The sequence below is a fragment of the uncultured Adlercreutzia sp. genome (assembly GCA_910585575.1).
Lineage (GTDB): Bacteria > Actinomycetota > Coriobacteriia > Coriobacteriales > Eggerthellaceae > Adlercreutzia.
The window spans coordinates 1-25,413 of sequence record CAJUFS010000034.1 but is presented as its reverse complement, the minus strand read 5'-3'; the positions used below and the strand labels follow the sequence as shown (position 1 = coordinate 25,413).

At 60.7% G+C, this 25,413-nt stretch carries 21 protein-coding genes; 11 read left to right on the top strand and 10 right to left on the bottom strand.

Going from position 1 to position 25,413, the window contains the following annotated elements:
* Nucleotides 1–293: 293 nt before the first annotated feature.
* Entirely contained in the window at nt 294–4,133 is a 3,840-nt protein-coding gene (locus QZ307_RS06185; RefSeq protein WP_295997345.1) for an efflux RND transporter permease subunit, read from the bottom strand.
* 224 nt (nt 4,134–4,357) lie between these two features.
* Here QZ307_RS06185 and QZ307_RS06180 point away from each other — a divergent pair, with 224 nt between their 5' ends.
* On the top strand, nt 4,358–4,999 hold the full coding sequence (locus QZ307_RS06180; RefSeq protein ID WP_295997342.1) for a MarR family transcriptional regulator: 642 nt from the start codon (nt 4,358–4,360) through the stop codon (nt 4,997–4,999).
* Here the strand turns inward: QZ307_RS06180 and QZ307_RS06175 are convergent.
* The gene (locus tag QZ307_RS06175; protein ID WP_295997340.1) at nt 4,996–5,439 is read right to left on the bottom strand and encodes a hypothetical protein; all 444 of its coding nucleotides are present in this window, start codon (nt 5,437–5,439) and stop codon (nt 4,996–4,998) included. The two genes, QZ307_RS06180 and QZ307_RS06175, sit on opposite strands and share 4 nt — an antisense overlap.
* 244 nt (nt 5,440–5,683) lie before the next feature.
* Between QZ307_RS06175 and QZ307_RS06170 the strand changes: the two genes are divergently transcribed.
* Nucleotides 5,684–6,127, top strand: a complete 444-nt coding sequence (locus QZ307_RS06170; protein ID WP_295997336.1) for a hypothetical protein — start codon at nt 5,684–5,686, stop codon at nt 6,125–6,127.
* A 97-nt stretch (nt 6,128–6,224) separates the two neighbouring features.
* On the opposite strand, the gene QZ307_RS06165 is transcribed toward QZ307_RS06170, so the two are convergent.
* From QZ307_RS06165 to QZ307_RS06155, 3 genes are all read right to left on the bottom strand, one after another.
* A complete protein-coding gene (locus tag QZ307_RS06165; RefSeq protein ID WP_295997334.1) occupies nt 6,225–8,009 on the bottom strand; it encodes an ABC transporter ATP-binding protein in 1,785 nt (594 codons plus the stop codon).
* A gap of 172 nt (nt 8,010–8,181) precedes the next feature.
* The gene (locus QZ307_RS06160; protein ID WP_295997330.1) at nt 8,182–10,344 is read right to left on the bottom strand and encodes a UvrD-helicase domain-containing protein; all 2,163 of its coding nucleotides are present in this window, start codon (nt 10,342–10,344) and stop codon (nt 8,182–8,184) included.
* Nucleotides 10,337–10,756, bottom strand: a complete 420-nt coding sequence (locus QZ307_RS06155; protein ID WP_295997327.1) for a peptide deformylase — start codon at nt 10,754–10,756, stop codon at nt 10,337–10,339. Before QZ307_RS06155 ends, QZ307_RS06160 begins: the two co-directional genes overlap by 8 nt.
* 476 nt (nt 10,757–11,232) lie before the next feature.
* Between QZ307_RS06155 and QZ307_RS06150 the strand changes: the two genes are divergently transcribed.
* Together QZ307_RS06150 and QZ307_RS06145 are read left to right on the top strand one after the other, a co-directional pair.
* Nucleotides 11,233–12,225, top strand: coding sequence for a hypothetical protein (locus QZ307_RS06150; protein WP_295997324.1), 993 nt, complete (start codon nt 11,233–11,235; stop codon nt 12,223–12,225).
* Nucleotides 12,226–12,478: 253 nt separating this feature from the next.
* A complete protein-coding gene (locus QZ307_RS06145; protein WP_295997322.1) occupies nt 12,479–13,726 on the top strand; it encodes a RidA family protein in 1,248 nt (415 codons plus the stop codon).
* A 425-nt stretch (nt 13,727–14,151) separates the two neighbouring features.
* On the opposite strand, the gene QZ307_RS06140 is transcribed toward QZ307_RS06145, so the two are convergent.
* From QZ307_RS06140 to QZ307_RS06125, 4 genes are all read right to left on the bottom strand, one after another.
* Nucleotides 14,152–14,622: a hypothetical protein gene (locus QZ307_RS06140; protein WP_295997319.1), complete on the bottom strand. Its 471-nt coding sequence runs from the start codon at nt 14,620–14,622 to the stop codon at nt 14,152–14,154.
* A gap of 1,124 nt (nt 14,623–15,746) precedes the next feature.
* Nucleotides 15,747–17,405 carry an FAD-dependent oxidoreductase gene (locus QZ307_RS06135; protein WP_295997317.1) on the bottom strand — a complete coding sequence of 553 codons (1,659 nt, stop codon included), beginning with the start codon at nt 17,403–17,405 and terminating at the stop codon, nt 15,747–15,749.
* A 97-nt stretch (nt 17,406–17,502) separates the two neighbouring features.
* Nucleotides 17,503–19,203 carry a LuxR C-terminal-related transcriptional regulator gene (locus tag QZ307_RS06130; protein ID WP_295997314.1) on the bottom strand — a complete coding sequence of 567 codons (1,701 nt, stop codon included), beginning with the start codon at nt 19,201–19,203 and terminating at the stop codon, nt 17,503–17,505.
* Between the two features lie 182 nt (nt 19,204–19,385).
* Nucleotides 19,386–20,033, bottom strand: coding sequence for a DNA-deoxyinosine glycosylase (locus QZ307_RS06125; protein WP_295997311.1), 648 nt, complete (start codon nt 20,031–20,033; stop codon nt 19,386–19,388).
* Nucleotides 20,034–20,111: 78 nt separating this feature from the next.
* Between QZ307_RS06125 and QZ307_RS06120 the strand changes: the two genes are divergently transcribed.
* The 6 genes from QZ307_RS06120 to QZ307_RS06095 all read left to right on the top strand — a co-directional run bounded on the left by QZ307_RS06120 (nt 20,112) and on the right by QZ307_RS06095 (nt 23,487).
* Entirely contained in the window at nt 20,112–20,510 is a 399-nt protein-coding gene (locus QZ307_RS06120) for an MGMT family protein (RefSeq protein ID WP_295997308.1), read from the top strand.
* A 171-nt stretch (nt 20,511–20,681) separates the two neighbouring features.
* Entirely contained in the window at nt 20,682–20,996 is a 315-nt protein-coding gene (locus QZ307_RS06115) for a hypothetical protein (protein WP_275206405.1), read from the top strand.
* A gap of 286 nt (nt 20,997–21,282) precedes the next feature.
* The gene (locus QZ307_RS06110) at nt 21,283–21,975 is read left to right on the top strand and encodes a nitroreductase family protein (RefSeq protein WP_295997302.1); all 693 of its coding nucleotides are present in this window, start codon (nt 21,283–21,285) and stop codon (nt 21,973–21,975) included.
* Between the two features lie 124 nt (nt 21,976–22,099).
* On the top strand, nt 22,100–22,648 hold the full coding sequence (locus QZ307_RS06105) for a phosphatase PAP2 family protein (protein ID WP_295997299.1): 549 nt from the start codon (nt 22,100–22,102) through the stop codon (nt 22,646–22,648).
* 183 nt (nt 22,649–22,831) lie between these two features.
* Nucleotides 22,832–23,176: an amino acid permease gene (locus QZ307_RS06100; RefSeq protein ID WP_295997296.1), complete on the top strand. Its 345-nt coding sequence runs from the start codon at nt 22,832–22,834 to the stop codon at nt 23,174–23,176.
* The gene (locus QZ307_RS06095; RefSeq protein WP_295997293.1) at nt 23,173–23,487 is read left to right on the top strand and encodes a hypothetical protein; all 315 of its coding nucleotides are present in this window, start codon (nt 23,173–23,175) and stop codon (nt 23,485–23,487) included. Before QZ307_RS06100 ends, QZ307_RS06095 begins: the two co-directional genes overlap by 4 nt.
* Nucleotides 23,488–23,519: 32 nt before the next feature.
* Here the strand turns inward: QZ307_RS06095 and QZ307_RS06090 are convergent, their stop codons facing one another.
* Nucleotides 23,520–24,974, bottom strand: a complete 1,455-nt coding sequence (locus QZ307_RS06090) for a LuxR family transcriptional regulator (protein WP_295997288.1) — start codon at nt 24,972–24,974, stop codon at nt 23,520–23,522.
* 206 nt (nt 24,975–25,180) lie between these two features.
* On the opposite strand from QZ307_RS06090, the gene QZ307_RS06085 reads away from it, so the two are divergent.
* Nucleotides 25,181–25,413, top strand: a 233-nt coding sequence (locus tag QZ307_RS06085) for a twin-arginine translocation signal domain-containing protein (protein ID WP_295997285.1), incomplete at its 3' end; no start/stop codon positions are given.

Below are 25,413 nucleotides of genomic sequence, written 5' to 3'. Positions count from 1 at the left end.
TCCCACCTGGCCTTTTGCTGGAACAGGGAACCAAACGGCCCCTTTTCGTCCCTCAAAAGGGTACCAAAGGGGCCGCTTCTGGAACCTTTCTCTGCACCCACAACCTTGCGCAGCCCAACGAGTAGCGCGGGAGGGCGGTGGGCTCGTCGGCAGGCCTCTCTGAACGCTGTCTTTTCCGCGGCCGAAGGCCGCTCCATAAAAACATGAGGGAGCGCAGCGCCTGAGCCGAAGGCGAAGTAGCGGAGCGGGTGGCCAGACGACGAGCCCGCCGCCCTCCCGCGCGGACAACCAGGTTACACGCCCGCGGCATCGCCTGGCAGGGCCGCATGCTTGCCGCGGAGTTCCTCGAGGAAGGCCTGGGCGTCGCCGGGATCGTCGTCGATGTTCTCGTCTCCCAGATCAACGTCGGCAGGAACCTTGCGGTAGAGCAGGTCGTACAGAATGGGCACGATGTAGAGCGTCATGAAGGTGGCGTAGGCCAGACCGCCCACTACTACCAGCGCCATGCCGCGCTCCATGGAGGCACCGATCTCGGTGGACACTACCAGCGGAATCATGGCCAGGATGGTGGTCAGCGCCGTCATGAGGATGGGGCGCATACGGGTCTGGCCCGCCGCCACTAGGGCGTCTCGCTTTTCCAAGCCGCCGCGACGCAGCTGATTCACGTAATCCACCAGCACAATGCCGTTGTTCACTACGGTACCCATAAGAATGGCGAAGCCCATGAGCGACATCATGGACAGGGGCTCGCCGGCAAACCACAGCGCTGCAAAGCCGCCAGTGAAGGCCAGAGGCACCGTCATCATGATAATGAAGGGCGATAGCAAGCTCTGGAACTGCGCCACCATCACCAGATAGATGAGCACGAAGCCCACCACCAAAAGCAGCATCATCTGCTCAAGCATGGTGTTGATGTTCTCCAACTCGCCACCGAAGCTGATGGAGCAGCCCTTGGGTGGCTCGTAGGCGTCGAGCTTCGTCTGCAGGTCGCGGGCTAGAAGCGCATTGTTGTAGCCATCCTCTACCTCGGCTGTGACAGTCATCACCTGCTGGGAGTCCTGGTGCATGAGGGTGGCCGCCGCCTCGCTTTCCTCCAGCTTGGCGAACTTGCCGATCTTCACCTTCTTCACGTCCCCATCGGCCTGAGGAATTTCCACCACCGTGTCCAGGATGTTCTCGCGAGTGATCGTGTTCGTCTCATCAACGATGGTTACCTGGGCCGTGGTACCGTCCACATCGATGCGGCTGGCATCGGCCTCGTGGGACAAGCGCTTCGCCAGGTTTTCGTAGAGCTGAGCCACGGTCCAGCCATAGCGCGTGAGCTTGTCCTCGTTGATGACCAGGCGCAACTCGCGATCGGCGTCTTCCATGCCGTTCTCAATCTCGGTGTAGCCCGGCACCTCGGCCACAATCGCCATCACGTCCTGGCTCATCTTCTCCAGGCTCTCGCGATCGTCGCCGGTCAGCGTAATGGAGAGGCCGCTGCCCATCATCGACTCCATAGAGGACATGGACGAGGCGTCGGTGAGTACCTCGCAGGGCAGGTCGGCAGTTTTCTCGGCCAGCTCGTCGGCAATGGCCTGCACCTGACCGTCCGTGGTTACCGTGTCGTCCAGCTGCAGGTAGAAGCCGAACAGGTCGTACAATTCGGCGCCGGTATCGGCGGCTGCCGAGGATACCATGGAGATGGTGGAGGTGCCGTCGATGGCGGCCACCGTCTCCACGCCCTCGATGGACATGGCCGCCTCCATGACCTGGTCGGCTACGGCGAAGGCTTCGTCCTTCTCGGTCTCCTCGGGCAGCGTGACCGTAATGTCCATGGTCTTGCCCATCATGGTGGGCACCATGGTGATGCCCATGTTCACCACGCCCACTACCGATACCACCACCAAGGCCACCGCCACGAAAAGCGGCAGCACCTTGTGGCGCAGCGCAAAGCCGAGGCTGCGCCCGTACACCGCCTTGACCTTGTCGAACAGGCCATGCTTCTGGGGCTTGTAGCGGCGGAACACGAAGCGCGACAGCGCCGGCACCAGCGTCAAGGCCACTACCAGCGAGGCCGCCAGCACATAGGTGAGCGACAAGGCGAAAGGCATCATCATCTGGTTCACAATGCCCGTGGTGAAGGCGATGGGCGCGAACACGCACACGGTAGTGAGCGTCGAGGCCACCACCGCGCCGGAAATTTGCTTGGCGCCCTGCACCGCCGCGCGCGCCGCCGGAATGCCGCGACCGCGCAGACGGTAAATGTTCTCGAGCACGATAACGGAGTTGTCCACCAGCATGCCAATGGCCAGCGAAATGCCGCCGAGGGACATGATGTTCACGGACACCCCGGAGAAGTACATGACCAGCAGGGCCAGCAGCACCGAGAACGGAATGGATACGGCAATAAGCACCGTGGGCTTCCAGTCGCGCAGGAACAGCGCCAGCACCACCACCGCCAGCAGCGCACCGAGCAGCAGCGAGCGCACGATGGAAGAGATGAACAGGTTGATGTAAGAGCCCTGGTCGCTTACAACACGCAAGCTCAGGCCGGGAAACTCCTCCTGGAGATCGGCGATGGCCTTGACGCAGGCCTCGGACACCTCGTTCGTGGAAGCCGTAGATGACTTGAACACCGAGAGGAGCATGCCGTCGCCGCCGTTGAGAACCATATAGGCATCGCCCGCGTTGTCCACAACCGTGATATCAGCCACATCGGCCAGGCGCACATCGCCCACGTCGTCGATAGAGACCAGCAGCAAATTTTCCAGCTCGTCCACCGAGGCAATGTGATCGCCCACGTGAAGCAGCCATTGGTTGTCTTCGTCGGTGTTGCCCAAGTACCCGGCCGGCATGGAGAAGTCCTGGGCCTGCACCAGCTGGGCCAGGGTGGCCTTGTCCACCAGCTGATCGATGTTGGCCTGCTCGATGGCCTGCTTGCGGGCCTCCTTGTACTGCTTGCGCGCGTCCTTCAGCTGGGCCTTGCTGGACTCCAGGCTCGTCAGCGCGCTAGCCACCTGAGCCGAGCCGCTGCCGAACTGAGAGGCTGCGGTCAGGCCGCCCGCCTCGGCGGCAGCCAACTGGTTCTGGTAGGTGGTCAGCTCGTCGGTAGCGGTCTTCAACTCCTTTTGAAGGGGGCCGGCCTGGTTCTTAAGCTCTTCACCCTGGGTACCCAGGGCCTTCAGCTGCTCACCGACAGCGGCGAGCTGTTCGCCCAAGGCGGCCGCCTCGGCAGGGTCTTGGGTGGCAGCCAGTTGCGTCTGCAAGGCCGTGGCCTGCTCCTGCAGTGTGGCAGCCTGCCCCTCAAGCCCCTCGGCCTGGGCCTGAATGGCCTGAAGCTGGGCAGAAAGCGCGGACACCTTGCTCATGGAGGTAGATACCGCCAACGTGAGCCCCGAAATAGCCTGGCCCAGCTGGTCGGTCGTTTCCTTCTCCTGCTTCTCAAGCTTCTTTTGCTGTTTCTTCAGCTTGTCCTCGGCATCGGCCAGATCGGCCTCGCCGTCGTCGATCTCTTTCTTGGCATCGGCCAGCTCGCTGTTCACATTGGCCAGGATGCGGTTGTTCACGTCCTCGATCTTCGAATCGGACAGGCGCACCTCGACGGTTTTCTGCACCTGGCCCGTAACGGACACGTCGGCCACCCCGTTGATGCGCTCGAGGCGCGGCGCCAGTGTATCTCCGGCGAAATCGGACAGCTCGTAAATGTCCTTGCCCTCGTAGGACGCCGCCACATACATGGTGGCCATCATGTCCATAGAAATTTCCATGAGGCTGGGCGCGCCCGCTGTTTCGGGCAGCGTAGCCTGCACCTGGTTGACCGCCGAGGACACCTTCACCATGGCCGAGTCCATGTTGGTGCCATCCTCGAACTCCAGAAACACCATAGCGTAGTTGTTGGCGCTCTGGCTCATGACGCCCGTCACGCCGTTCACCGTGGCCAGCGCGCTCTCCAGCGGCTCGGTGACCTCGGTTTCCACCTTCTCGGCCGACGCGCCCGGATCGGTCACAATGACCGCCAAATAAGGAATGTCCATCTCGGGCAGCAGGTCGGTCTTCATTTTCGACAGAGACACGCCGCCCAAAATAAGGCAGATGATAACGGCCACCACGACCACATAGGGGTACTTCACGCTAAATCGACTAAGCATAGTCTCCTGCTCTCTGGCTTGCTGCGGCCCCTGGGTGTGGATCTGCTCGACTCCGACCTTTCTTGGCCAAGAGAGTCGCATGCCGTTCGCGTTTACGGGGCGAAATTTTCGCCATTTTACAACAGGTACCTATTATAATTATCGAAAACGTGATATTTTCCGTAAACGAAGCAGGAGAACGCCGGCGCTGATCAACTGCGCCCGGCATTGTTGAGAGGGGACCCATGCACCACCATCCAACGGGCAGCGACATGCCCTCTCCCGCCTTCCTTGAGGCGCAGCTGGACGCGCTGCTGCGCGAAGACGACATCGACCTTGCGCTCACGCTGCAGCTGTTTTCCCTCTACCACGCCATGGCGCGCCGCTTTATGCGCCAGGCGCTTAACCAGACCGACCCGCACCTCAGTCCGCTTCGCGGCCAGGGGCAGGTGATTGCCCTGCTCAAACAGCGCGACGGACTTTCCACCCGCGAAATGGCCGAGCTCATGGACATTCGGACAGCATCGCTCAACGAACTTCTGGTCAAGCTGGAGGGAAAGGGGCTCATCGAGCGCTGCAAATCGGAAAGCGACGGTCGCGTTACCATTACCCGGTTGACCGATGCCGGCCGCGCCGTTGACCAGATGCCCTTCCTCAGCGAGATGAGCAACTACTACGCAGGCCTTACCGATCAGGAAAAACGGCAGCTCATCACGCTGCTCTCTTCCATTGAGCAAGCAACGCAGGAAACCTCCGAAAGCGAAAGCGACAGCGACACCAGCGGCTGCCCCTTCGCCGAGTCCTCACTCTCTCGCCACCCCTGGTCGAAGATGCGCGACTACATCAACGCGCACCGTCTTGGGGTCGAAAGCGGGAGCGAGGCCTAGCAGCTGCTACGGTGCGCGCGGCCTCCGGGCACGCAGCCGCAGAATCGGCTGACCAGCAGCCCAATGCCAGTGAGAGCAAGAGCCGTGCCAAGTCCCGGGTAAAAACTGCCAATAAAGGTAGCCGGTACCAGGTTGAACGCCCGCAGCGCAATGCCGCCGCCCATCATAATGGCGATGATCAGATACCCCTTTGCATCGAAGGTATGTAGTACGCTGACGCGGTCGGCGGGATGAGCCAGAATGCGCGTTGCATGTTTGCGGGCCACACGGCGAAACATAAAGGCAAAGCCGACGAACACAACGGCCATAAATCCGAACATCAAGAGCCAGTGATCCCGAGCCACGCCCAGAAGCGTCTGCACGCCAATGGCCGCCACGTTGACGCCAGCGATAAGCCAGAAAACTCCCGCGATAATCAGTAGGTTTTCGCGCTTTACCATAAGCTTGCTTCTTTCTCGTGCCCCCTGCGCCAAGAGACGCATTTTTTCACGCCCCCTAGCCTAGCAATTCAAGCATCCATTTTCAACAGGTACCTTCTATAGTTTCCTTTTCGGGGACAAATCGACACCATGCGCCATCGAAAACCAACTTGGACACAAATCAGGCTAGCAGGATGATGATCCGAAGAAAAGCCGTGCTAGACTGCCAAGCGTTCGCAAAACACTGCCTTGACAAGGAGATACCATGTCCCGCATCTCATCCCGCTCCGTCTTCTCAAACGTCGGTCGCGTGGCTCTAGCCGCCCTTCTTGCCGGCGCCGTTATCGGTCTTGCCGGCTGCGCTTCCACCCATCCCATGATCAAGTCGGGGCAGGCCTGCAGCTCCTGCCATGGCGATGATCACGCCGCCGTCGACTCCCCCGATCTTTCGAAGGCCACGGAAACCGGGCTTACCTTCGCCATCGACAGCTCTGCCGACGAGGTGTCGCTATGCACCGCCTCCATCGCCGAAGACGGCACCGTCATCCCCGAGCGCCAGCGCACTATTCCCGCCAGCGAGTTCGGCGAAGTCACCATCAGCAGCCCCGGCCTCTACGCCCTCTGCACCGGCGACGTAGCCAGTCCCAGCGCCACCGTGCTCATCAACGCCACCGAAAACGGCCCTGCCGATGTGGCGGTAAGGGTTTAGCGCCCCACCAGCACGCCAATCCCACCGAGCCCGCGCCGTCTCCCTCCCCGGCGCGGGCTTCTCTTTGCCCCGCGGCGGCAAGCGGCCGACGGGGCTTCTACTCCTCCATATAGGCGCCGGTTTGGCGGTTCCACAGGTGAGCGTATTCGCCGCCCTCCTCCACCAGCTGGGCATGGGGCCCGTCTTCCACAATCTGGCCGTGGTCGAGCACCACGATGCGATCGAGGCTGGCCACCGTGGACAAGCGATGGGCTACCACAATGGCCGTGCGGCCCTCCATCAAGCGCGCCAGAGCCTCTTGCACGGCCGCCTCGCTTTCCGAGTCCAGCGCACTGGTAGCCTCGTCCAGCACCAGGATGGGGCAGTCGGCCAGCATGGCGCGGGCGATGGCAATGCGCTGGCGCTGGCCACCTGACAGCTTGATGCCGCGCTCGCCCGTAATGGTGTCGAAGCCCTGGGGCAGCGCCTCGATGAACTCCAGCGCATTGGCCGCTCGGGCTGCCTCACGGATTTCTTCCATCGTGGCATCGGGACGCCCGTAGGCAATGTTCTCGGCAATGGAGCGGTGGAACAGCAGCGCCTCCTGCGGCACATAGGCAATTTGGCGGCGAAGGCTTTGCTGGGTGATATCAGCCACGTTCTGGCCGTCCACTAAGATCTCGCCTTCCTGGATGTCGGCCAAGCGCAGCAGCAGCTTCGTGAGCGTAGTCTTGCCCGCGCCGGACATGCCCACCAAACCGACGCGCTGACCAGCGGGAATTTTCAGGTTGAAATCATTGAACACCTGGGTGCGCACGTCGCCGTCGGTGTACCAGAAGTTGATATCCTTAAAGTTGATGTCGCCCAACTCCACCACCAGGGGCTGCGCCCCCGGCTTGTCGGCCACCAGCAGCGGCTCGTCCAGCACCGCCGTAAGCCCCGAAGCGTCGCCCAGGGCCTGGTTGATGCGCTGCAGGCCGTTGTTGATGAAATTGAACTGGTTGGTCACGGTATTCGTATAGGTGAACATGAGGATGACCGTGCCCGGCGTAATGCCGAACCAGGCGTTGCCGCCGGAAATGAACACGGTAACCACCGACATGATGACCACCGTGATAGCCGCCGTGATGATGCCGCGCGTGAGCGAGGCCCACATGCGCTTCGAATCCTTCGCCACCACTTCGCGATTGGCCACGTCGAACAGCTTCCGCTCGTAGTCCTCGCGCCCGTAGGTCTTCACTGCCAAAATGTTGGTGACAGCGTCAGACAGCTCGCCCGACAGCGCATTTTGGGCGCCCGCCGCCTGCTCGTTCAGATGCAGAATGCGCTTGTACATGATGTAGGAAATAGTGGCGTACACCGCCAGCAACGCCATGAGCACACCCGCGTACACCGGCACGGCGGGGAACAAAATGAGGCATGTGAAGGTAATGGAGCAGAGGATGGGCAGGAACGGGAAGTTCATGGTTTGCAGAAGCAAGGTGTAGCCGGACATGAACTTCGCCGTCTGGCTGACCAGGGTACCGCCGAAGCGGTTAGAGTGGAACGACAGCGACTGGTTGCACAGCGTGTCGAAGGCCGTGGTGGCCAAGTCGTAGTTCACCGCAATCTGCAGCTTCCACAACGTATAGTCCTGCAGCTTGCTGCACGTCTGACCAGCCAAGTTAATGCCGATCAACGCCGCAATGTAGGGGCCGAACACCGTGAACACATCTTCCGCCGCCACGGGATCGGCGCTCACGCGATCGACGATCAGGCTCATCACGTACGGGTTGCCGTAGGTGAGGAAGCCGCAAAAGCCAATGGTAGAGGCCACCAGCGCCACGAACAACCCCAGATGGCGACGGGTGGCCAACCAATAGTAGTGCAAGCTGCGAGCCGTCAACGATTGCTTCTTCTTCATCTAACTTCCTAACCTTTACTTTGTCGCAACTGAGCGACGGCACAGAGGGGATACCGGGTGTACCGGCCGAGCGAGTTCCACAGCGGCTGAAACAGCCCAGTGGGCTGTTTCACAAAGCGAGGACTGTTTGAGCGAATCGGCATACCCGGTAGCCCCGACCGGCGGCGAGTCACTACCGGAGCAACCCAGTAAGCACCCCGTTGCTGAGCATGGTCACATGACGGGTGGCACGGGAGATGGTGGTGTACAGCCGTCGACGGGCGAGGTCGGTGTCGGGGAAGACACGTTCGCTGGCGTCGGGGATGATGACGCGATCGAACTCCAACCCCTTCGCCAGCTTCAGCGGAATGACCACCGTGCCCTCGGCGGGCAGGCTGTCGCCCTCGCCGAGCACCGACACGCCGTCCAGCGTCTTCGCCAACCGCTTCGCGTCAGATTTCCAGGGCACAATGACCGCCGTCAGGGAGCCGGCCTCCTGGGCCGCGCGCACCACGCGCTCCAGCTCGTCACGCCACTGCTCCGCGTTCTCGCAGACGAGAATTTCCGGCGCCGGAGCCTCACGCTGCACCGATGCCACCTCCATAGCCTCGCCGGCGGGCAACAGGCGCGCGAACAAGTCGGTGATGGCCGGCGTTGAGCGATAACTGGTCATAAGGCGGCACTGCTCTACGCGGCCGCGCTCCTCCTCGAACACCGCCCGCATCTCGTCCCAACTGGCCGTTCCCTCGAAAATGGCCTGGTTCGGATCGCCCAAGAGCAGGAAGTGCGCACGGCGGAAATAGCGCGCCATGACGGCCAGCTGGCCCTCGGAATAGTCCTGGGCCTCGTCGATCATCACGTACTTCGCCTGGGGATTTCCCAAGCCCGTCAGCACCATCTTCAGGTACACCCATTCCACCGAGGTAAGACCCTCGCGGCCCATAAGGCGTTGGGCCACGCGATCGACGTCGAGCCACGCCATGGCCTCCAGGGCCTGCAAACCGTCGGCGTGCTTCTCGCGCAGATAGGTGAGCGCCAAAGTGCGCGCCTCTTCGTCGGACTGGGGGTCGAATACCTCGCCGAACAACCGCAGCTGTTCGTCTACCGACAGCGAGGCAATCTCGTCGTGGGTGCTTTCCGCAGCGGCCAGGCCCTTCAGGCGCGACTCCATGCGCGCAGCCAGCTCCTCGGCCATGAGCGTGACTCGATGGGGACCGGCCGGCAAGTTGGCGAACTTATTGGACACTTTCTCCACGGCGTCGGCGCCGATGAGGCGCACGCCGGCACTGACGATGTCGCGGAAATCGCGGCGATCGAACTCGAAGGAAGCCACGGCGTCGTCGATGGCGCGCAGGCGCGCATAGGACACGTCGCCCTCGCCCACACCGCGACCCGCCGGCAGCAACGGTGCCAGGAACTCTTCCCAGGTAAGGATCTCGGGATTGCGCTCGCCCAAGTCGGGCAGCACACGATCGATGTAGCGGCCGAACACCGGATTCGGCGAAATAAGGAACACCTGTGTCGGGTCAAGAGCGCCCCGGTGCTGGTAGAACAGGTAGGCGATGCGCTGCATAAGCACCGACGTTTTGCCCGACCCCGCAATGCCCGCCACCTGGAGCACCGGCACGTCCGCGTGACGCACCACGGCGTTCTGCTCGCGCTGGATGGTGGCCGTGATGGCCTGCATGTGGGCACTGCGACCGCGGGCAAGCGAGGCCAGCAGCAGCTTGTCCTCGATGGCCACATCGCTGTCGAAGTAGGTAATCAGCGTGTCTTCTTTGATTTCAAACTGGCGGCGCAGCTGCAAATCCACGTTGATGGTGCGCCCATCGGCAACATAGGAGGTGGGACCCATAGTCTGGTTGTAGTACACCTCGGCCACGGGACTGCGCCAGTCAACGATGAGGCGCCGATAGTTCTCATCCGAGATGCCCGCCGAGCCAATGTACAACTCCTTGGGCGGCTGACCGGGCTTGAACTGCAGCACAATCTTCGCGAAATACGGCTCGCGCAGCAATACTTCCACGGCGCGCAGACGTTCGGCCTGCACCGAGTTCGCCATGTCGTGGGCCTCGATGATGTTGTTCATAGCCACGATGTCGGCATGGGTTTCCAGGATGTCGTCCCAGGTGGCGAAGTTCACAGCCAGCTCGTCGGCCATGTTCTTCTTATCCTCCGCCGCCTGAGCCGCCACGGCCTCCATGGCAGCCAACGCATCACGGCCGATTTTCTCCAGCTTGCCGTAGGTTTCCGTCAGGTGCGCTTGCTCGGCGGCGAACACCGGATCCCCAGCCAGCTCCTGAACCTGCTCGGCAACGTCAACCGCTGTCCCGTTCTGTTCCGCCGCGCTAGACAAGGATGCCCTCGCAGTGATCGATCATATGCTGCACGGCCTGGGCGGAGTTGCCCTCCAGCTTCTTCTTGCGCGGCACCAGCTTGCCATCGACCAGCTGATCATAGGCGACGCGAATCCACTCGTAGCGGGTCACCGCCGACGGCTCCTCGCGCGACAGGCACGCCTCGACCGCGGTATAGGGCTTGAGCTTCTGCGTCACCTTCGGATTGAACATGATCACGGGCTTCCCCGCCTCGTTCAGATAGGCGATGATGGCCTTCGTGACGCCAATCTGGTTGGCGGCCAGGCACACCGCCTCATCGTCGGCCAGCAGCGTGTCGGCCAGATCGGCCGCCACCTCGGCGTCCTCGGCCGTTGCCGGCTCGCACGGCGTCGAAAGAATCTCCTCGTCGGTAATGACTTCCTTAATCACAGGTGCTCCTTTGGATCGAGATGGGCCGGCAGGCGGCCCCCGACTCACTGAAAAATGCGACTAAAGAGTATACACCAGCGATCGACGCCTCGTCATCGCTCAACCAAGCTGGCAGCAACCGGTAAGCAGATGTTGCCAGGCATGCCTTGGGACGACGGCGTTCCATGGGACTTCACGCCCCTCCTTCCAGCAAACAATCGGCTAGACGCCAGCGCACAGCCCCTCAGCCTCGAAACCGAACTGCACGTGGCAAAAAATCCGACTTCTGACTAGCTTGGGCAGCCTGGCAGCCTTCGGAGGCGGAAAACTTGACCCCAAATAACGATATTCCTAACGTTTAGTGGCCAAACCGACCCGGTTTCGGCTTTCTTTTATGATGGGAGCCGTCAAACAGTAGTCAGAAGACGCATTTTTTGCCACCGGGAGCCCAGCGTCGCCCCCGGGCCCGCGTCTGAGCGATTGAAAAGAGACTCATCATGGCCGCTCATAGCCATCGCGCCCTCAAAATAGCCGGCATTATCCTGGCGTCGATAGTTGGCATTGCCGTCGTAGCAGTGCTGGCTCTGAACCTTTATATGCGCATTGCCTTCGCATCCTACTTCGAACAGGCGGAAGCGCAGTTTGAAATTCCAGGTCTGAACTCTGGTTTCGTCCCTCAAGACCTTGACCATGTCGAAGCAGATGACTCGTGGCTTTTCAGCGGGTACATGACCGACGGCTCGCCCTCGCCCCTGTACCGGCGCACAGCCGACGGCACCGTTCAAACCCTGTATGTTACCCTGCCTGACGGCTCCCCGTACACCGATCACGGCTCGGCCATCACCACGAACGAGGAATTCGCCTACCTGGCCTGCGAGGGCGGCTACTTGACCATTCCCATGGACACGCTGGTATTCGCCGAAGACGGCCAGAGTCTTCAGGCTACCGAAATGGTGAACCTGGACTTCACCCCCGCGTTCATGAACATCGAGGACGACCAGCTTCTTGCCGGCAACTTCTACTACCCCGGCGATTACGAGACGCCGGCCAACCACCACATCATCACCCCCGACGGTACCGAGAATCCTGCCATCATGTACGCTTTCCCCCAAGACCCGCAAACTCCCGGTCGCTTCCTTGCCACGCCCGACAATGTGTTCTCCATCCCCGGCATGGTGCAGGGAACCTGCCTATCCTCTGATGGTAAGCTAGTGTTGTCCACCTCCTACGGCATTGCTCCGTCGCATCTTCTGGCCTACCAGGTTGACCTGGGCGACCCCGACGGCACGTTCACTATTGGCTCGGGCGAGGAGGTACCGCTGTTCTGCCTTGATTCTCGCAACTTAGCGATCGACATTGCCGGGCCGCCTATGCAGGAGGGCATCGAGTCCCATGAGGGCAAGGTGTACACCACCGATGAATCGGCCTCCAACAAGTACCTCTTCGGCAAGCTGTGCGGCGCGGGTCAGGTGTACGCCCTTCCGCTCTAGCAACAATCGGGGAGCCCGCTGCACCAAGCTGGCGGTGGTCCGACACACTACCTTCACAGGTTTGTTATCGTTTTGTTCATTAGCACAACAACATGACACTATCAGCCCTTATCGTTGGCAAAGTGACGGATATTGTGCAAATAGCTGCCACGTTCCATAGGTATTTTTAAAGGTGTCATTGACTTTACCGATTTAGTAAAGTTTAATGCAAGTGCACAAATCGCTAACCTAGTTTTACCTAAGGGAGGTAATCATGAGCGATCCCAATGTGGTAGTTGCCCGGAACACCGAGAACGCACCCGTCAGCAAGCTGTATTCGCAGACGGTGGCTTTCTCGCACTACAACAATCTGTCCGCCCAGCTGCCCCTCGATCCTGCAACCGGCACCATCGTAGCCGGCGGCGTTGCCGAGCAGGCCGAGCAGTGCTTCAAGAACATTGAAGCCATCGTGAACAGCATCGACCACGACCTGAACGACGTCATTCGCCTCACCATTTTCGTGCGCGACATCATGGACGTGAACGCCGTCGACAAGGTGCAGGCCGCCTTCTTCCCCACCTACCAGCCCGCCCGCACGGTCATGGCTGTGAACGACCTGCCCCAGGATGCCCTGGTCATGGTCGAGGCTCTGGTGGACAACGGCGAGGGCACCCAGTCGGTGCCGCAGGCCGGCGATCTGCTGAAGCTGACCAACAACACCCACGAGGCTCCCTACGACGAAACGTCCACCCAGTCCGTGGCATTCAGCCACTACAACAACATCTCGCTGCAGCTGCCGCTGGATCCGAAGAGCGGTCGCCCCATCCTGGGCGACGTGGCCGCCCAGACGGCTCAGTGCCTGAAGAACGTGAAGGCCATCCTTTCTAGCATCGACGTGCCCTTCGATGACATCGTGAAGGTCACCGTGCTCGTGCGCGATCTGGCCGACATGGATGCCGTGAACGAGGCCTACAAGACGTTCTTCCCTGACTCCGGCATCGCCCGCGCGGTGAACTATCTGCCGGCGCGCACCGTGGTGCCCGTGGCTGATCTGCCGCTGCACTGCGACGTGGCCATCGAAGCCGTGGTGTCCCATGGCGACGGCACCCCGCCGCAGGCCATCGAAGATCGTCACGGCCTAATCATCGAGGCCAACAACACCGACGCGGCGCCCCGCTGCCCGCTGTCCACTCAGACCGTGGCCTTCAGCCACTACAACAACATCTCCGGGCAGATCGCCTCTGATCTGTCCGCCGACGTGGCCGGCCAGACCGAGCAGTGCCTGTCCGCCATCAAGGCTATCATCGAGTCGGTGGACCACAGCCTGGCCGACATCGTGAAGGTGAACGTCTACTTGGCCGACCTGGCCGACGCTGACGCCATGAACGAGGTCTACCTGCGCTTCTTCCCCGAGGGCACCCCGGCTCGCCGCCTGGTGGGCACCGGCGTGCTGCCGAAGGGCGCGCGCGTTATGATCGACGCCATCGCCGGCAACTGGGAGGGCACCCCGCCCGTTGCCTAGACGCAGCCGCTTAAGCCGTCGTCTCTCTCATGCCGATGGGCCGCATCATCGTCATGCGGCCCATCGAAAACCCCAGCCCCGGCAGCCCTCCTCCGAGCTGCCGGGGCTTTTTTATTGGGAGAACCTTCTGACACCTTCCGGGGGAATGCCGCTCTACCGCGGCTAAATCATGAGCCGCCCCGCCAAGTCATGAACCATCCCTCCAAGGGGCGTTTTGCCCTGGGCTTATAAGAGCGAAGGGCGCTGGGCGCCTCTCAAGCCGCCGCCTCTCGCTTCGTTCAAGCCGTACCGCCCTTCACTTTGCGTAAGTCGTACCGCCCTTAACTCTCTCGGGTCCACGCAAAGTAAGAGCCCCGCAGGCGCTGCGGGGCTCTTGATGGCAGGTTCCTGACTCCCGAGAAGAGCCAGCGTTAGTTTTGCGCCGACTACGCCTCGGGGGTAGAAGACTCCATCTCGTCAGGCGTGGTGCTCGTCTCGGCTGCGGGGATCTCACCCTTCTTGAAGCGGAGAGAATCGCCGTCCACCGCAATGACCAACTCGTCATTCTCGATCTTGATTTCCTCGGTATCGCCCTCGAGAGTGAAGTCGGCCGTGGTGGCGTCCTTCGCCTTCCAAGTGCCCGTCATCTCACTGCCGAACAAGTTGATAACCGCGGTGCCGTCCTCCTGCAGCTGAATGTACACGTTCATGCCCAGCTGCTGCATGCTGTCGATGCTGGCCTGGTCGATCTCCTGACCGCCAGACGAACCGCCCGAGAGCACCCAATCGCCCTGGAAGTTCTTCGCGGCATCGTCGCCCGCGGCGCCACTGCCACCCGCGCAGCCCACCAAGGCGATGCACAATGCGAACGCGCATGCGAACACCGCAAGCGCCTTGGCCTTAAAATTCTTCTTCATTCCCACTCCTTACCAAACGGATCTTCACCGCCGCCCACGGCGGTTCCCTTATTGTAGATATCAGCATTAAGATCAGCAATAGCGCGGGCGTCGGATGGCGCACCTTGAGGGCAAGCTGATACCGAGTCCATCGGCAAGCAGCATGCCACGATCAAGCAGCTTCAACCTCCAAGTGGCGCAACGGGAGCGAGGATGGCTACGGTGGAAAGTGGCGACACAGGATGGCTGCGGGGCAAACAGCGAGCATGCGGCAAGTGGCGCCACGAGGGATGAAGCGCAGAGGCGCCGGGCCTCGCCAGCACCCGCGCAGACGAATCGCAGCGTACTGGGGCAACGGCGACTGTGGTGGTGGCGAAGCAGGGTCAAAAATGCTTCGTGGCGGGGAAATTGTTCGAAATCGGGCTTTTAAGGTCACAACCGCCTCGAGGCGGGGCTTTTGCGCGAGCGCCCCGGCACAAGCAATTTGAAGCATTTCCCGCTTTAAAGCTCTGAACTGGCATTACGTCGCAATGCCACCGTGTTTCAAATACAGCTGTCGACAAACACGCTTGCAGTATGGTCAAAATTCAGCCCAAACTCCAACAAAAGGTTCAACTTGGGCGCAATTTCGACCTTAAAAGCCCGATTTCGAACCAAACCTTCAACTTCGGCCGCGTTTTGACCAGCACCCATTCCCTGGAAAGGACACCATAAAAGGGATGACTGTCACGGACGCTCATCACAGCCACGCAACACAACCACGCGACACAACCGCACGTCACAGTCAAGTGTCCCAGACACGCGCCACGACTACGTGACACAACATCACCTCAAAGCCACGCGTCAGAACTGCACGTCCCAGCCACGTGCCACCGTTACACTTCCCTGCCACGCATCGCAGCTACGTGCCACAACTACATACCACAGCCACATCTCCCAACTACGTGGCATGGATGCGCGCATCAACTGGAACTGCCCATCGCCGCCATCCTTGTCCGTCCTGCGAGACGAGCCGCCCGAAGGCGGCTCGTCTAAGGGAGGGCGTCAAACCAGTTCCATCGCTAAAGAGCTTAGCTTGAATCCGCAATTTGCAAGCTTCGCAGTTGTCCAATACGCCCGCAAGATTTTGGTGAAACCACAGCTGTCTAGTAGTTGGCTCCGCAGGCGCGCTTGGCGGCAACACGGCCCGATACGGCAGCGCGCCCCAAACTCATGCCAGGCACCATCATCTGATGCTCCAAGCCGCCGAACCAGCCGCCCTGCGTGTTGCCCACTGCATAAAGACCCTCAATAACCTGGTCGTTTTCATCAACAACACGGAAGTCGTCATCGGTCAGCAGGCCATTAAGCGTGCACAGCACACCGGCCTGGCGAGCAACGGCGTAGAACGGCGGCGTCTTGATGGGGGTAAGGTACTTGGCCAGCTTGCCGAAATCCTCATCAACACCCTTTTCAAACAGCTCGTTATAACGATCCACCGTTGCTTTGAACTCGTCAGCCGGAACCTCCATCAAAGCAGCAAGCTCCTCAATGGAGTCAGCGCGCTTGCAGTCACCGTTATTTGCCGCCTCTTCAATAGCGTCGCCGTAGCCGGGGAACGGCTCAGTGCGCATCATACCCGAGCCCAGCGTGCCGCACTGCTCTTTAAAATCTCCGTCGAAAATCTGCCAGTGCATAAGACCCGGCTGATTCATATCCTGGGCATAGATCTGCCCGTACACTACATCCTCGTTGCAGAAGCGCTTTCCGTTCTGGTTGACCGAGAGCCACGGCTGGCCAGAGCCAGGTACGTCGGGCACCGCCACCGGAGGATCGTAGTGAATGTTGCCGCAGTGAGGTGAGGGCTGAATGGCGCCCCCAACCCAATGGCCCATAAGAATGCCGTCGCCAGTATTGCTCGTGCGAGAATAAGCAGAGGGCAGTCCTTCGATATGGGGCATGAACTCGGCTCGCAGGCCATCGTTGTGTCCATAATCGCCAGCCGCCAAAATCACGGAAGCGCCATTGCCAAGCACATAGCTTCCGTCTTCCTTCTGGGCAATGACGCCGGTTACCGTTCCCTCTGCATTTGTTTTAAGCTGGACGGCAGGGGTCGAGTAGAGCACCTGAGCCTTGCCCGATTCAATGGCGTAATCAATCAGCCACTGGGCTACGGCTTCCATCTCGCCCATCCAGCCATGGGCGGTGGCATAGGTATTGGTGTAATCGGTATCGTACGTCGCGCCGATATTGGGCGGAGCGATCATAGGACCAACGCCTTCGACATCGTTCACCAGACCATACAGCCAGTCAATAGTCTCTCCCGAATAGGGAATCCAGTTCTTGATCACCACGGAGATGCGGGAGCGATTCTCGCCAGCTCGGTTCCACTGGTTCACCACTTCCATCCAGTCCTTCTCGTAGCCCGCGTCTTTCTGGGCCTGAGAGTTGCAAGCCGCAATACCCCATCCATGGGAAACGGCCTTCTCGTCTTTCTGGAACACGATAATAGACTTGCCCTCTTCAATGCAGGTGGCGGCAGCGATGGCTCCCGAAATACCCGCACCGACGATCACGATATCCGCATCGATCGTCTCGGCAATCTGATCCTCGGCGATGGGCTCGCGCACTGCGGCCGTAGCGCTGATGTCATAGCGCTCGGCCATGTCATCGCGAAGCGCCATGTACTTGCTATCGCCAGTTGCCGAAAGCGTTTCGGCTCCTTCTTCTGCCTGCGGCGAACAGGCCGTCAAGGCACTGGCCCCGAGCACACCAGCACCGACAGCGGCAGCGGTAAGGAACGAGCGTCTGCTTAACTCAGTCATGATTTCCCTCCTAGAAAATGGTGCCTCCCTCAGGCACCGCGAACAGGAAAATCATGACCCAAATCGCCCAAATGGGCATCGACCTTTTTCAATGATATTACTGTTTACCCTGATCAATGAGGTGATCGACCAAGTCTATGAACTCTTGTCGCGTATGTACCGCCATTTTTTGGTAGATGTGACGAGCATGGGTCTGAGCAGTGCCGTGGGATATCACGAGCACCTCTTCCACGTAGGGAAGATTACGGCCTCGCGCCAAAAGCTCCGCCACCTCCGTCTCGCGCTTGGTTAGACCGTACTCCGCAGCAAGGCTTGCAAAACGCTCTGAGTACGAAGCCGATCCCTCGGACAAGCCTCCTCCCTCCCGCGGTGCCAATATGTTGTCTTGTCCGGCTTTCGGCGCCTCTCCAGCGCGCAACGACGGTGACGCATCTCTCTCATCAGAAACTTCCGCTTCCATGATGTCGGCAGAAGACGGAACCGCTAACCCACCCGAACGCACTTCAGGAAAAACACCCCACACCGTCGCAACATCCTTTGGGCTGAGCATGAACAGCGCAATGGCGAACACAAGACAAGAGAACAGCATCGCAACCATATTCAAGCTTTGAACTTGAGAATGAGACAGCGTCGCAACCACCGGCTGAAGAACCGGCAGAAGGCAAGGGGCGAAAGAGGCGGGAATTTGCCCCAAGGCCACCACGGGCAGCGGGGCGAGACGAAATCTTCGAGCGACGTCGATAGACAGCAGCCATGCAAAGGTGTTCATGCAGAAGAAGCCGATGCCGAATACCCCGTAAGAAACCCATGCAGGCACATTCAGACAAGCAAAAGCGATGAACGCAAGTGCCATAAAGAAAGTTGCCGGTCGGATAAAGCGAGTAATGGCACCAGGCTCAGCACTTTTGCGTCCATACGCCAGCGCGCACACGAACAGAACAGCGGCGGTTGCCCCGATGGACACCGTATAGCCCGCCCCCATGACGTCTACCGATAAACTCTCATGGGACAAGCAAAGACCGCGCAGCATCTCGCCTCCCAAAGCGTAGAGAAAGAGGGAGGCAAGCGGTATCGCCAAGCGCCACGAAAACTGAGGGACAGGTTTTCTCCCTGAAAGCCCTTCCGCAGGCGTCGCGAAAAACGTATGCTGCGACCCGTTTCGAACGCTGAACACAAGAAGCAGCCCCGAAAGCAAGGGAAGCACCGCGACAGCAGCAGGACGAACCCCGTCGGGAAGAACCCCCACGGCAAGATAAACACAAGCCGCCACAACGCGAGATCCAAATGTCAGACACACCAGGGCCTCAGGCCTCAGAGCCACATAAGCACCACCCCAGAACACGACCAAGCACCCGGAAGAAAAACCGGCGATCGCCGTTCCCGCCGAGGCGAGTCCAACTGCCTCATCAATTAAGCCCGGCGAGCCAAGCATCAGGCCAGCCACAATGGTAAGAAGCGTGCCTGCTGTCGTCACACTCGCTGCCGTGCTCATGGCAACAAGCTTATGACCACCTACCCACGAACAAAGTCCGCGACTCCATGGCATCAAAAAGACCGCCATGGCCAGCGCGAACCCGAGCGCGCCAAGCGTCCACACGCCATTGACGATCTCCGTTGCTCCTTCGAGCCCCGTAAAAAGGGCTGTTGTGTAAAACGACAGGGAAAGCCATGCATGATAAAGCCCCAAACCCAGATAAGGGGCAAGCTTTGCCAAGTCACCAACGTTCAGCCCTCGCTTTGAGCACGCCACCGCGCCCCCGGACGGGCCATCAGCCACCAACACACGAATACCAGACACCGCGCCTCCCTCCCTTGGCGTATGCGGCAATCAGATTGCATTCATTAAGAAAACTATACACCTTTTGCTTTCCCGTGCGGATTTGCCACTTGCTATCGGCTCTTCTCTTTACCATGAATCGAGTTGCCCTCGCTCACATACGCGCTTCGGCCCCCGCTCAGCCACCCGCCTTGGGCCCCCACTCACGCACCGGCCGCGGACTCCCCCACTGCCTCCGCTAGGGGCCGGTAGGCTTCGACGAGGCGGTCGAGGGACCAGGCGGCATTGGCGGGGCTGGTGGAGGGAAGCTGCGTAGCGGGAATGCCGGTGGCCGCCTCGCAATGCTTCCGATAGAGCCGCGCCGCCGTTGCTCCTGTGCAGAATACGCGCTGGATGGGCGCCGCTTCGGTGATGCGTCTCAGGTCGTTGGGCACCGCGTCGGCAATGGAAGCGTCGGAGGCTCCCTTAATGGTGCATGAAGCCAGCACGTCCCAGAGCGCAATACGGTGAGCCAACAGCAGCGCCGTGCGCTCCTCGTTCGTCGTCGGGACCGGCTCGTTGAACAACGCCGCCAATACGCGCCAGAAGCGGTTTTGCGGATGCCCGTAGTAGAAGCCAATTTCGCGGGACTTCGGAGAGGGCATCGTTCCCAGCACCAGCACGCGCGAGCGCTCGTCGAATACCGGCTCTATGGTGTGCACCACGCGCGAGGTAGCGCCAGCGCCATCGGCGTTGGCGCCGTTCGCCACAGGCGCCGCCGTCTCTGAAACCTCGCCCGACGACCCCAGCGACAGCGAAACGCCACCGCTGGCACCCGACACCACAGTCTCCTTAGGTTCTTTATTTTTCACGGCACCCGCCTCGTTCCCTTTGCGCGCTTCTGCTATGGTTACCCTCAGTGTATCGGAAACCGAGGGTCAGGAGCTTCCATGGGCGATTTTGCCAACCGCGTGTTTAACGTCGTGCGCCAGGTGCCGCGAGGCAAAGTGACCACCTATGGGCAGGTGGCGCGACTCATCGGCGCCCCTCGCGCCGCTCGGTACGTGGGCTACGCCCTTCATGCGAACCCCGAGCCCGGCACCGGTCCGGGCTGCATCCCCTGTCATCGCGTGGTGTTCAAGGACGGCCGCATGGCCACGGGCTTCGCGTTCGGCGGCCCCGACGAGCAGCGCAAGATGCTTGCCACCGAGGGCATCGCCTTTGACGAAGAAGGGCGCGTCCTGCTTGACCAGCATCTTTGGAGCGGGCGTCCCGAAGCCGAGCCGGACGGCGATCTGCCCGTCGGCCCTCCCTCGGATTTCGACTGGGACGCCGAGCTCGGAGACTAACACGCCAAATTGGCAACGGCTTCCCCCTCTTTCCATGACCGTCTTCCTACGAAATCGGCCAAGGAGAAATCGAGTCTTACCATGGGGTCGTGGGCTTGAATTGCCGACACGCCGCACCAGGCGCGTCGACCCCGCCCCGCCACCCATCAGACACTCGAAGGAGGCATTCCCATGCAGAACAAGGAATTGCTTGAGAAGATCATCGCCAAGCAGGACAAGATCATCAAGGCCATCAACGCCGACCAATCGGTGGACATCCCCGAGAAGCTGCGCCACGCCGAAGAAGCTGCCGAGGCATGGGCCCGCGGCATCGAAGGCGACGACGGTCGCGACAAGGAAGAGCGCCGTTGGCCGGTGAAGCAGTTCTCCCAGGAGCTGCATGAGCACATCGCACTGTTCGACCACGAGACCCGTCAGCAAATTCAGGAGTACTGCGAACTGGTCAAGCGCATGCCCTACGACATGGACGAGACCCTTGGCTGCTAGCTAATCTCCTTGAATCGCATACGAAGAGGCCGCTCTCCCATCAGAGCGGCCTCTTCGTTTATCGATGCGAAACCCGAGTGTGACCTACCGCTTCTCGCCATCCCCGCACCGTCACCTCTTCCCAGGCAGTCGTCTTCGCGCTCAAAGCCGCTTTCAGCGCAGCCGCCCGCAAGCCTCCCTCCGACGTGACGTCATTTTCTTTCGATACGTCAAACACTCAGATTTCACAAGGGGCTCCCGCAGACGTCCCCCTACAATAAGGGCAGACCAAGAGACAGGAGTTCCCATGATCCCCCTGCAAGAAGCCATGGAGCAGCGCCATGCGGTGCGTACCTTCGAAGACCGTCCCCTCGCCGACGACGCCGTTGAACATCTGCAAGCCTTCATCGACATCATCAACGAAGAAAGCTGGATGGACTTCAAGCTGGTACTCAATGAACCGCTCGCCTTCACCAGCTTCCTGGCTCGCAAGGTAGGCTTCGCCAACGCCAACAACTACCTGGCCGTTATCGGGCCGGACGGCAAGGAACTGGACAACTCCTCGGGCTATTACGGCGAGCAAATTGTCCTGCGCGCCCAACAACTGGGCATCAACAGCTGCTGGGTCGGCCAAACCTACAAGCAGGTGCAGGGCGCCTACAACGTGGACTTCGGCGAATCGCTGCGCTGCGTGGTGGCCTTGGGCTACGGCACGACCCCTGGCACACCGCACGCGTCAAAAAAGCCCCAGCAAGTAAGCCCCGATTACGACACCGCCCCCGACTGGTTCCGCCACGGCGTCGATGCCGCCTTGTTGGCGCCCACGGCCCTGAACCAGCAGAAGTTCACCTTCCGCCTGGGCCGTCAGCAACCCGACGGCACCTGGGAGGTTATCGCCAAAACCAAGATGGGTCCCTACACCAAAGTGGACCTGGGCATCGCGAAATACCACTTCGAGGTAGGAGCCGGCGAAGACGCGCCCTTCACCTGGAAGCCCTAGCTTTCGCAACGAGCGTTGCCGGAAGTCTACCCTTCCCGAGAGTTGCCCCGATCGGAGCTTTCCTGTAGGGTGGGAGACGGAAGGAGTGGGGCGCGACCGGGCTATCTCGCCGCCCTGGAATCTTGTGAACGAACTTGCCATTCTCGATGCCATCCAGACCATCCACGCGGGGTGGCTCGACACGCTGGTGGCGACCTTCACCAGCTTGGGGAATGCCGGTGCCCTGTTCATCTTCACCGGTTTGGTGCTGTGCTGCATCCCGCGCACCCGCAAGCTGGGGGTGGCCGTGCTCGTGGCCATCGCCCTGGGCGCCTTGGTCACCAACCTCACCATCAAGCCCCTGCTCATGCGCCCTCGGCCCTGCGACGTGAATCCCGAGGTCATCATGCTCATCCCCCGACCTCACGGCTCGTCGTTTCCCTCGGGGCACACCACGGCGGCCTTCGCCTGCGCTGGTGCCCTCCTGTTCATGCGCGACCCCCGTGCGCCGCAGGCTCTGGCCATTGTTGCCCTGATTGTGGCCATTCTTATGGGGCTCTCGCGCCTGTACTGCTACGTTCACTACCCCACCGACGTGCTGGCCGGCTGCCTGATCGGCCTGGCCGCCGGCTTTGCCGCTGCAAAAATCATCGAAATCTGGACGCAACGGCATACAGGCCGCGGCAACGCCTAACCGCTCTGCCGAACTCCAATTAGCCAACGGCGTATCACGCCCCGCATCATCGCGGGCACCAGCAGCCACGCACTCATCCGCGACGACTTTTTCTTCTCTTTCCCTGATCTTCTCCCTTTACTTTATTACAGTAGAGCAATATAGGTATCGACGCATTGTCGATCCCGAGCACCAGGAACCGCCATGAACGCACCGTTCGAAAGTCTCGAGGGCATGGGACCCAACGTGAACCTGCCCGTATTCGTCACGGCGCCGAAATTCCTCGGATCCATGGACGCTTTCGGGTTCATCGCGGCCGTGGCCATGATCTGGTGGTGTTTCGCCGGGTTCGAGACCTGCTGCGGCATGAGCGGAGAGATCCGCTATCCCTCGATTAATATTCCCCGCGCGCTGAAGCTTGCGCCCTTCATCATCTTCGCCGTGAACGGGGCCTTCCAGTGCTTCCTCGTAGGCATTACGCCCGTTGACGCCATTCCGGCCCTGGCCGACGCGGCGCCCCCGTCTCCATCGTCATCTATGTCGTCATGATGAGTCAGCTGGGCACGGAACCGCTCATCGTAGCCGGCGCCTACACGCAGTACTTCACCGGCCAGTCGTACCTGAACCCGCTGACCGACGCGGGCGGCGTGCAGTTCGTTGATAACGTCACCTTCGAGCCGGACTGCAGAAACAACTGGCACATCCACCGCGCCGAGGAGGGCGGCGACCAGGTGCTAGGTCAGAAACGGCGCAAATTCGAAATGGAACTACGCGAGCGCGCCGTCAAGGCCTATCAGGATATGAAGGGTGGCAACGCCTTTTCCCTCGAGGAAGGCGAACGCGAACTGGGGTTAGCCTAAGTCGCGTACTGTCAGCGCGAGCGACAGCCCTCTTAAACGCCAGCCCGCTCGCTCTTTACCAAATCGATGAGCTCTTCTTTGGAATGCACGTCGAGCTTACGGTAGATGTGCTTGATGTGGGTGGCCACGGTATTATTCGAGATGAAGAGCTTCTCGCGAATGTAGGGGCGCGTGCGTCCCTCGGCGAGAAGCTCCACGATTTCGGCCTCGCGCTCCGAGAGGCCGTAGCGCTCCCGCAGCACCTCGCAACATACCGCCCCCTGCAGCACCGCACCGACACTAGCTGCGCCACTCAGCTCCGAAGGGTCGCGCTGGGGAATGACGACTATGGCCATGGTCAAAAGGCACGTAAGCGCCGTGGCGACGGGAGCCGAGCCTCCTGCCACAACGCCGAGGAGATTCCCCAGCAGCACCCCCAGCTGCAAAGAGCCGTTAGCCACGCCAATACCCAGCGCAGCCGACACCCTCCCCTTCTTGGCCAGCGACACGACAAAAAGAAAGACGAGGATTTGCGCCAGCGCATCGCAGACGCAAACGAGAAGGGCCGCGCAGAAGCTGCCGCTTCCTCTTTGTACGAAAAGAACGAGCGAGACTACGGCGATCGGCATAATCCACCGTAGAAGACCGGAAAAGCTCACACGCTTCGAGAAGAATACGAAAACGATAACCAGTACCAGACTGGCAGCATTCGAGAGCAGCGCTGCCAGATCCATATTAAGCCCCGCTCCAGGAGCCTCACCCACATCGGCCAGCGCAGACTCCCAGCCCACCGCCAAATACACCAGGCAAAGGAGGACCGAGACGCGCACAAGGTAGCGAAATGCTGTCCGAGGCGTACCCTTCCCACCCTCTTTATCCCCTGCCAGAGGCGCCAACGCACCGCTGCGCGGGACAACTGCGGTGGAGTCTTCGGCACAATCGCGCAAACACAGCAGAAGCAAAATGCCCGACACCAAGGGAAGAGACGAAGCAGTTATCACGCCCACGGGCCCCTCGAGGAACGGAAAGACCACGATACAGGGGATCACAACGAGAGCCGCTAAGGGGATGGACACTTCCAAATCATCGATATCAACCCCGACAAGCGCTTGGGCCCAGAAAATGCTGAGCAGGCCATAGCCCACGCCTGTCGCAAAACCTCCAACCACCGAAACCGCGCCGCCCCGCCACGCGCCTACGGCTGTGAGCGCCGTGCCCACCGCCAGCATCACAGCCGCCGTCACTACCCACCGTGGCCGAGGGCGAAAGCTGCGGCGCAGCATGAAACCAAAAAGGAAGAACACCACAACGACCGTCACCGCTGACGCAAACCACGAAGCGTCGGAGTTTATAGCAAGACCCGCGGAATTAGGCAGAATGGCAGGGGTATAGTAGGCCCCGTAGAGCCATGCCCACATAAAGCCCACGCCCATATAGCGCAACTTGAGCGCGCCTTCGACTCGCGCCAGCGATGCGCTCAAGCCAGATAGCCCATCCTTTGCCGCCATGCCGCCCTCCTTGCCGCATCTCTTTTGGAAAGTATAGCAACCTCTTCGGACCGAAGGTCCCAAAAGCCCAGATAACAGGCATCACCCACGAGAGGTGATCTTGCGAATAACCCTGCTCAGGGCATGGCGCACGAATGGGACAACTCGTTGAATGGGTTTCGCAAACCTGCCGCACGGCAGCGAAATAAACATCTTTAGGAGGGACCATGAAGGAGAACGCAACTTCCATCGACCGTCGCAGCTTCCTCGGCCTGGGAGCCGCCGCCGCAGCAGCCGGAGCCTTGGGCCTTGCCGGCTGCGCGCCGAAGACTCCGGGCGAGGCGCCCCTGAGCGAGACCGGCGACAGCGCCCCCGCCAACAACGCAGCCGACTGGCTCGGCGTCGAGCCGGAAATCGCCGAGAGCGACATCGTGGAGACCATCGACACCGACTTCCTTAT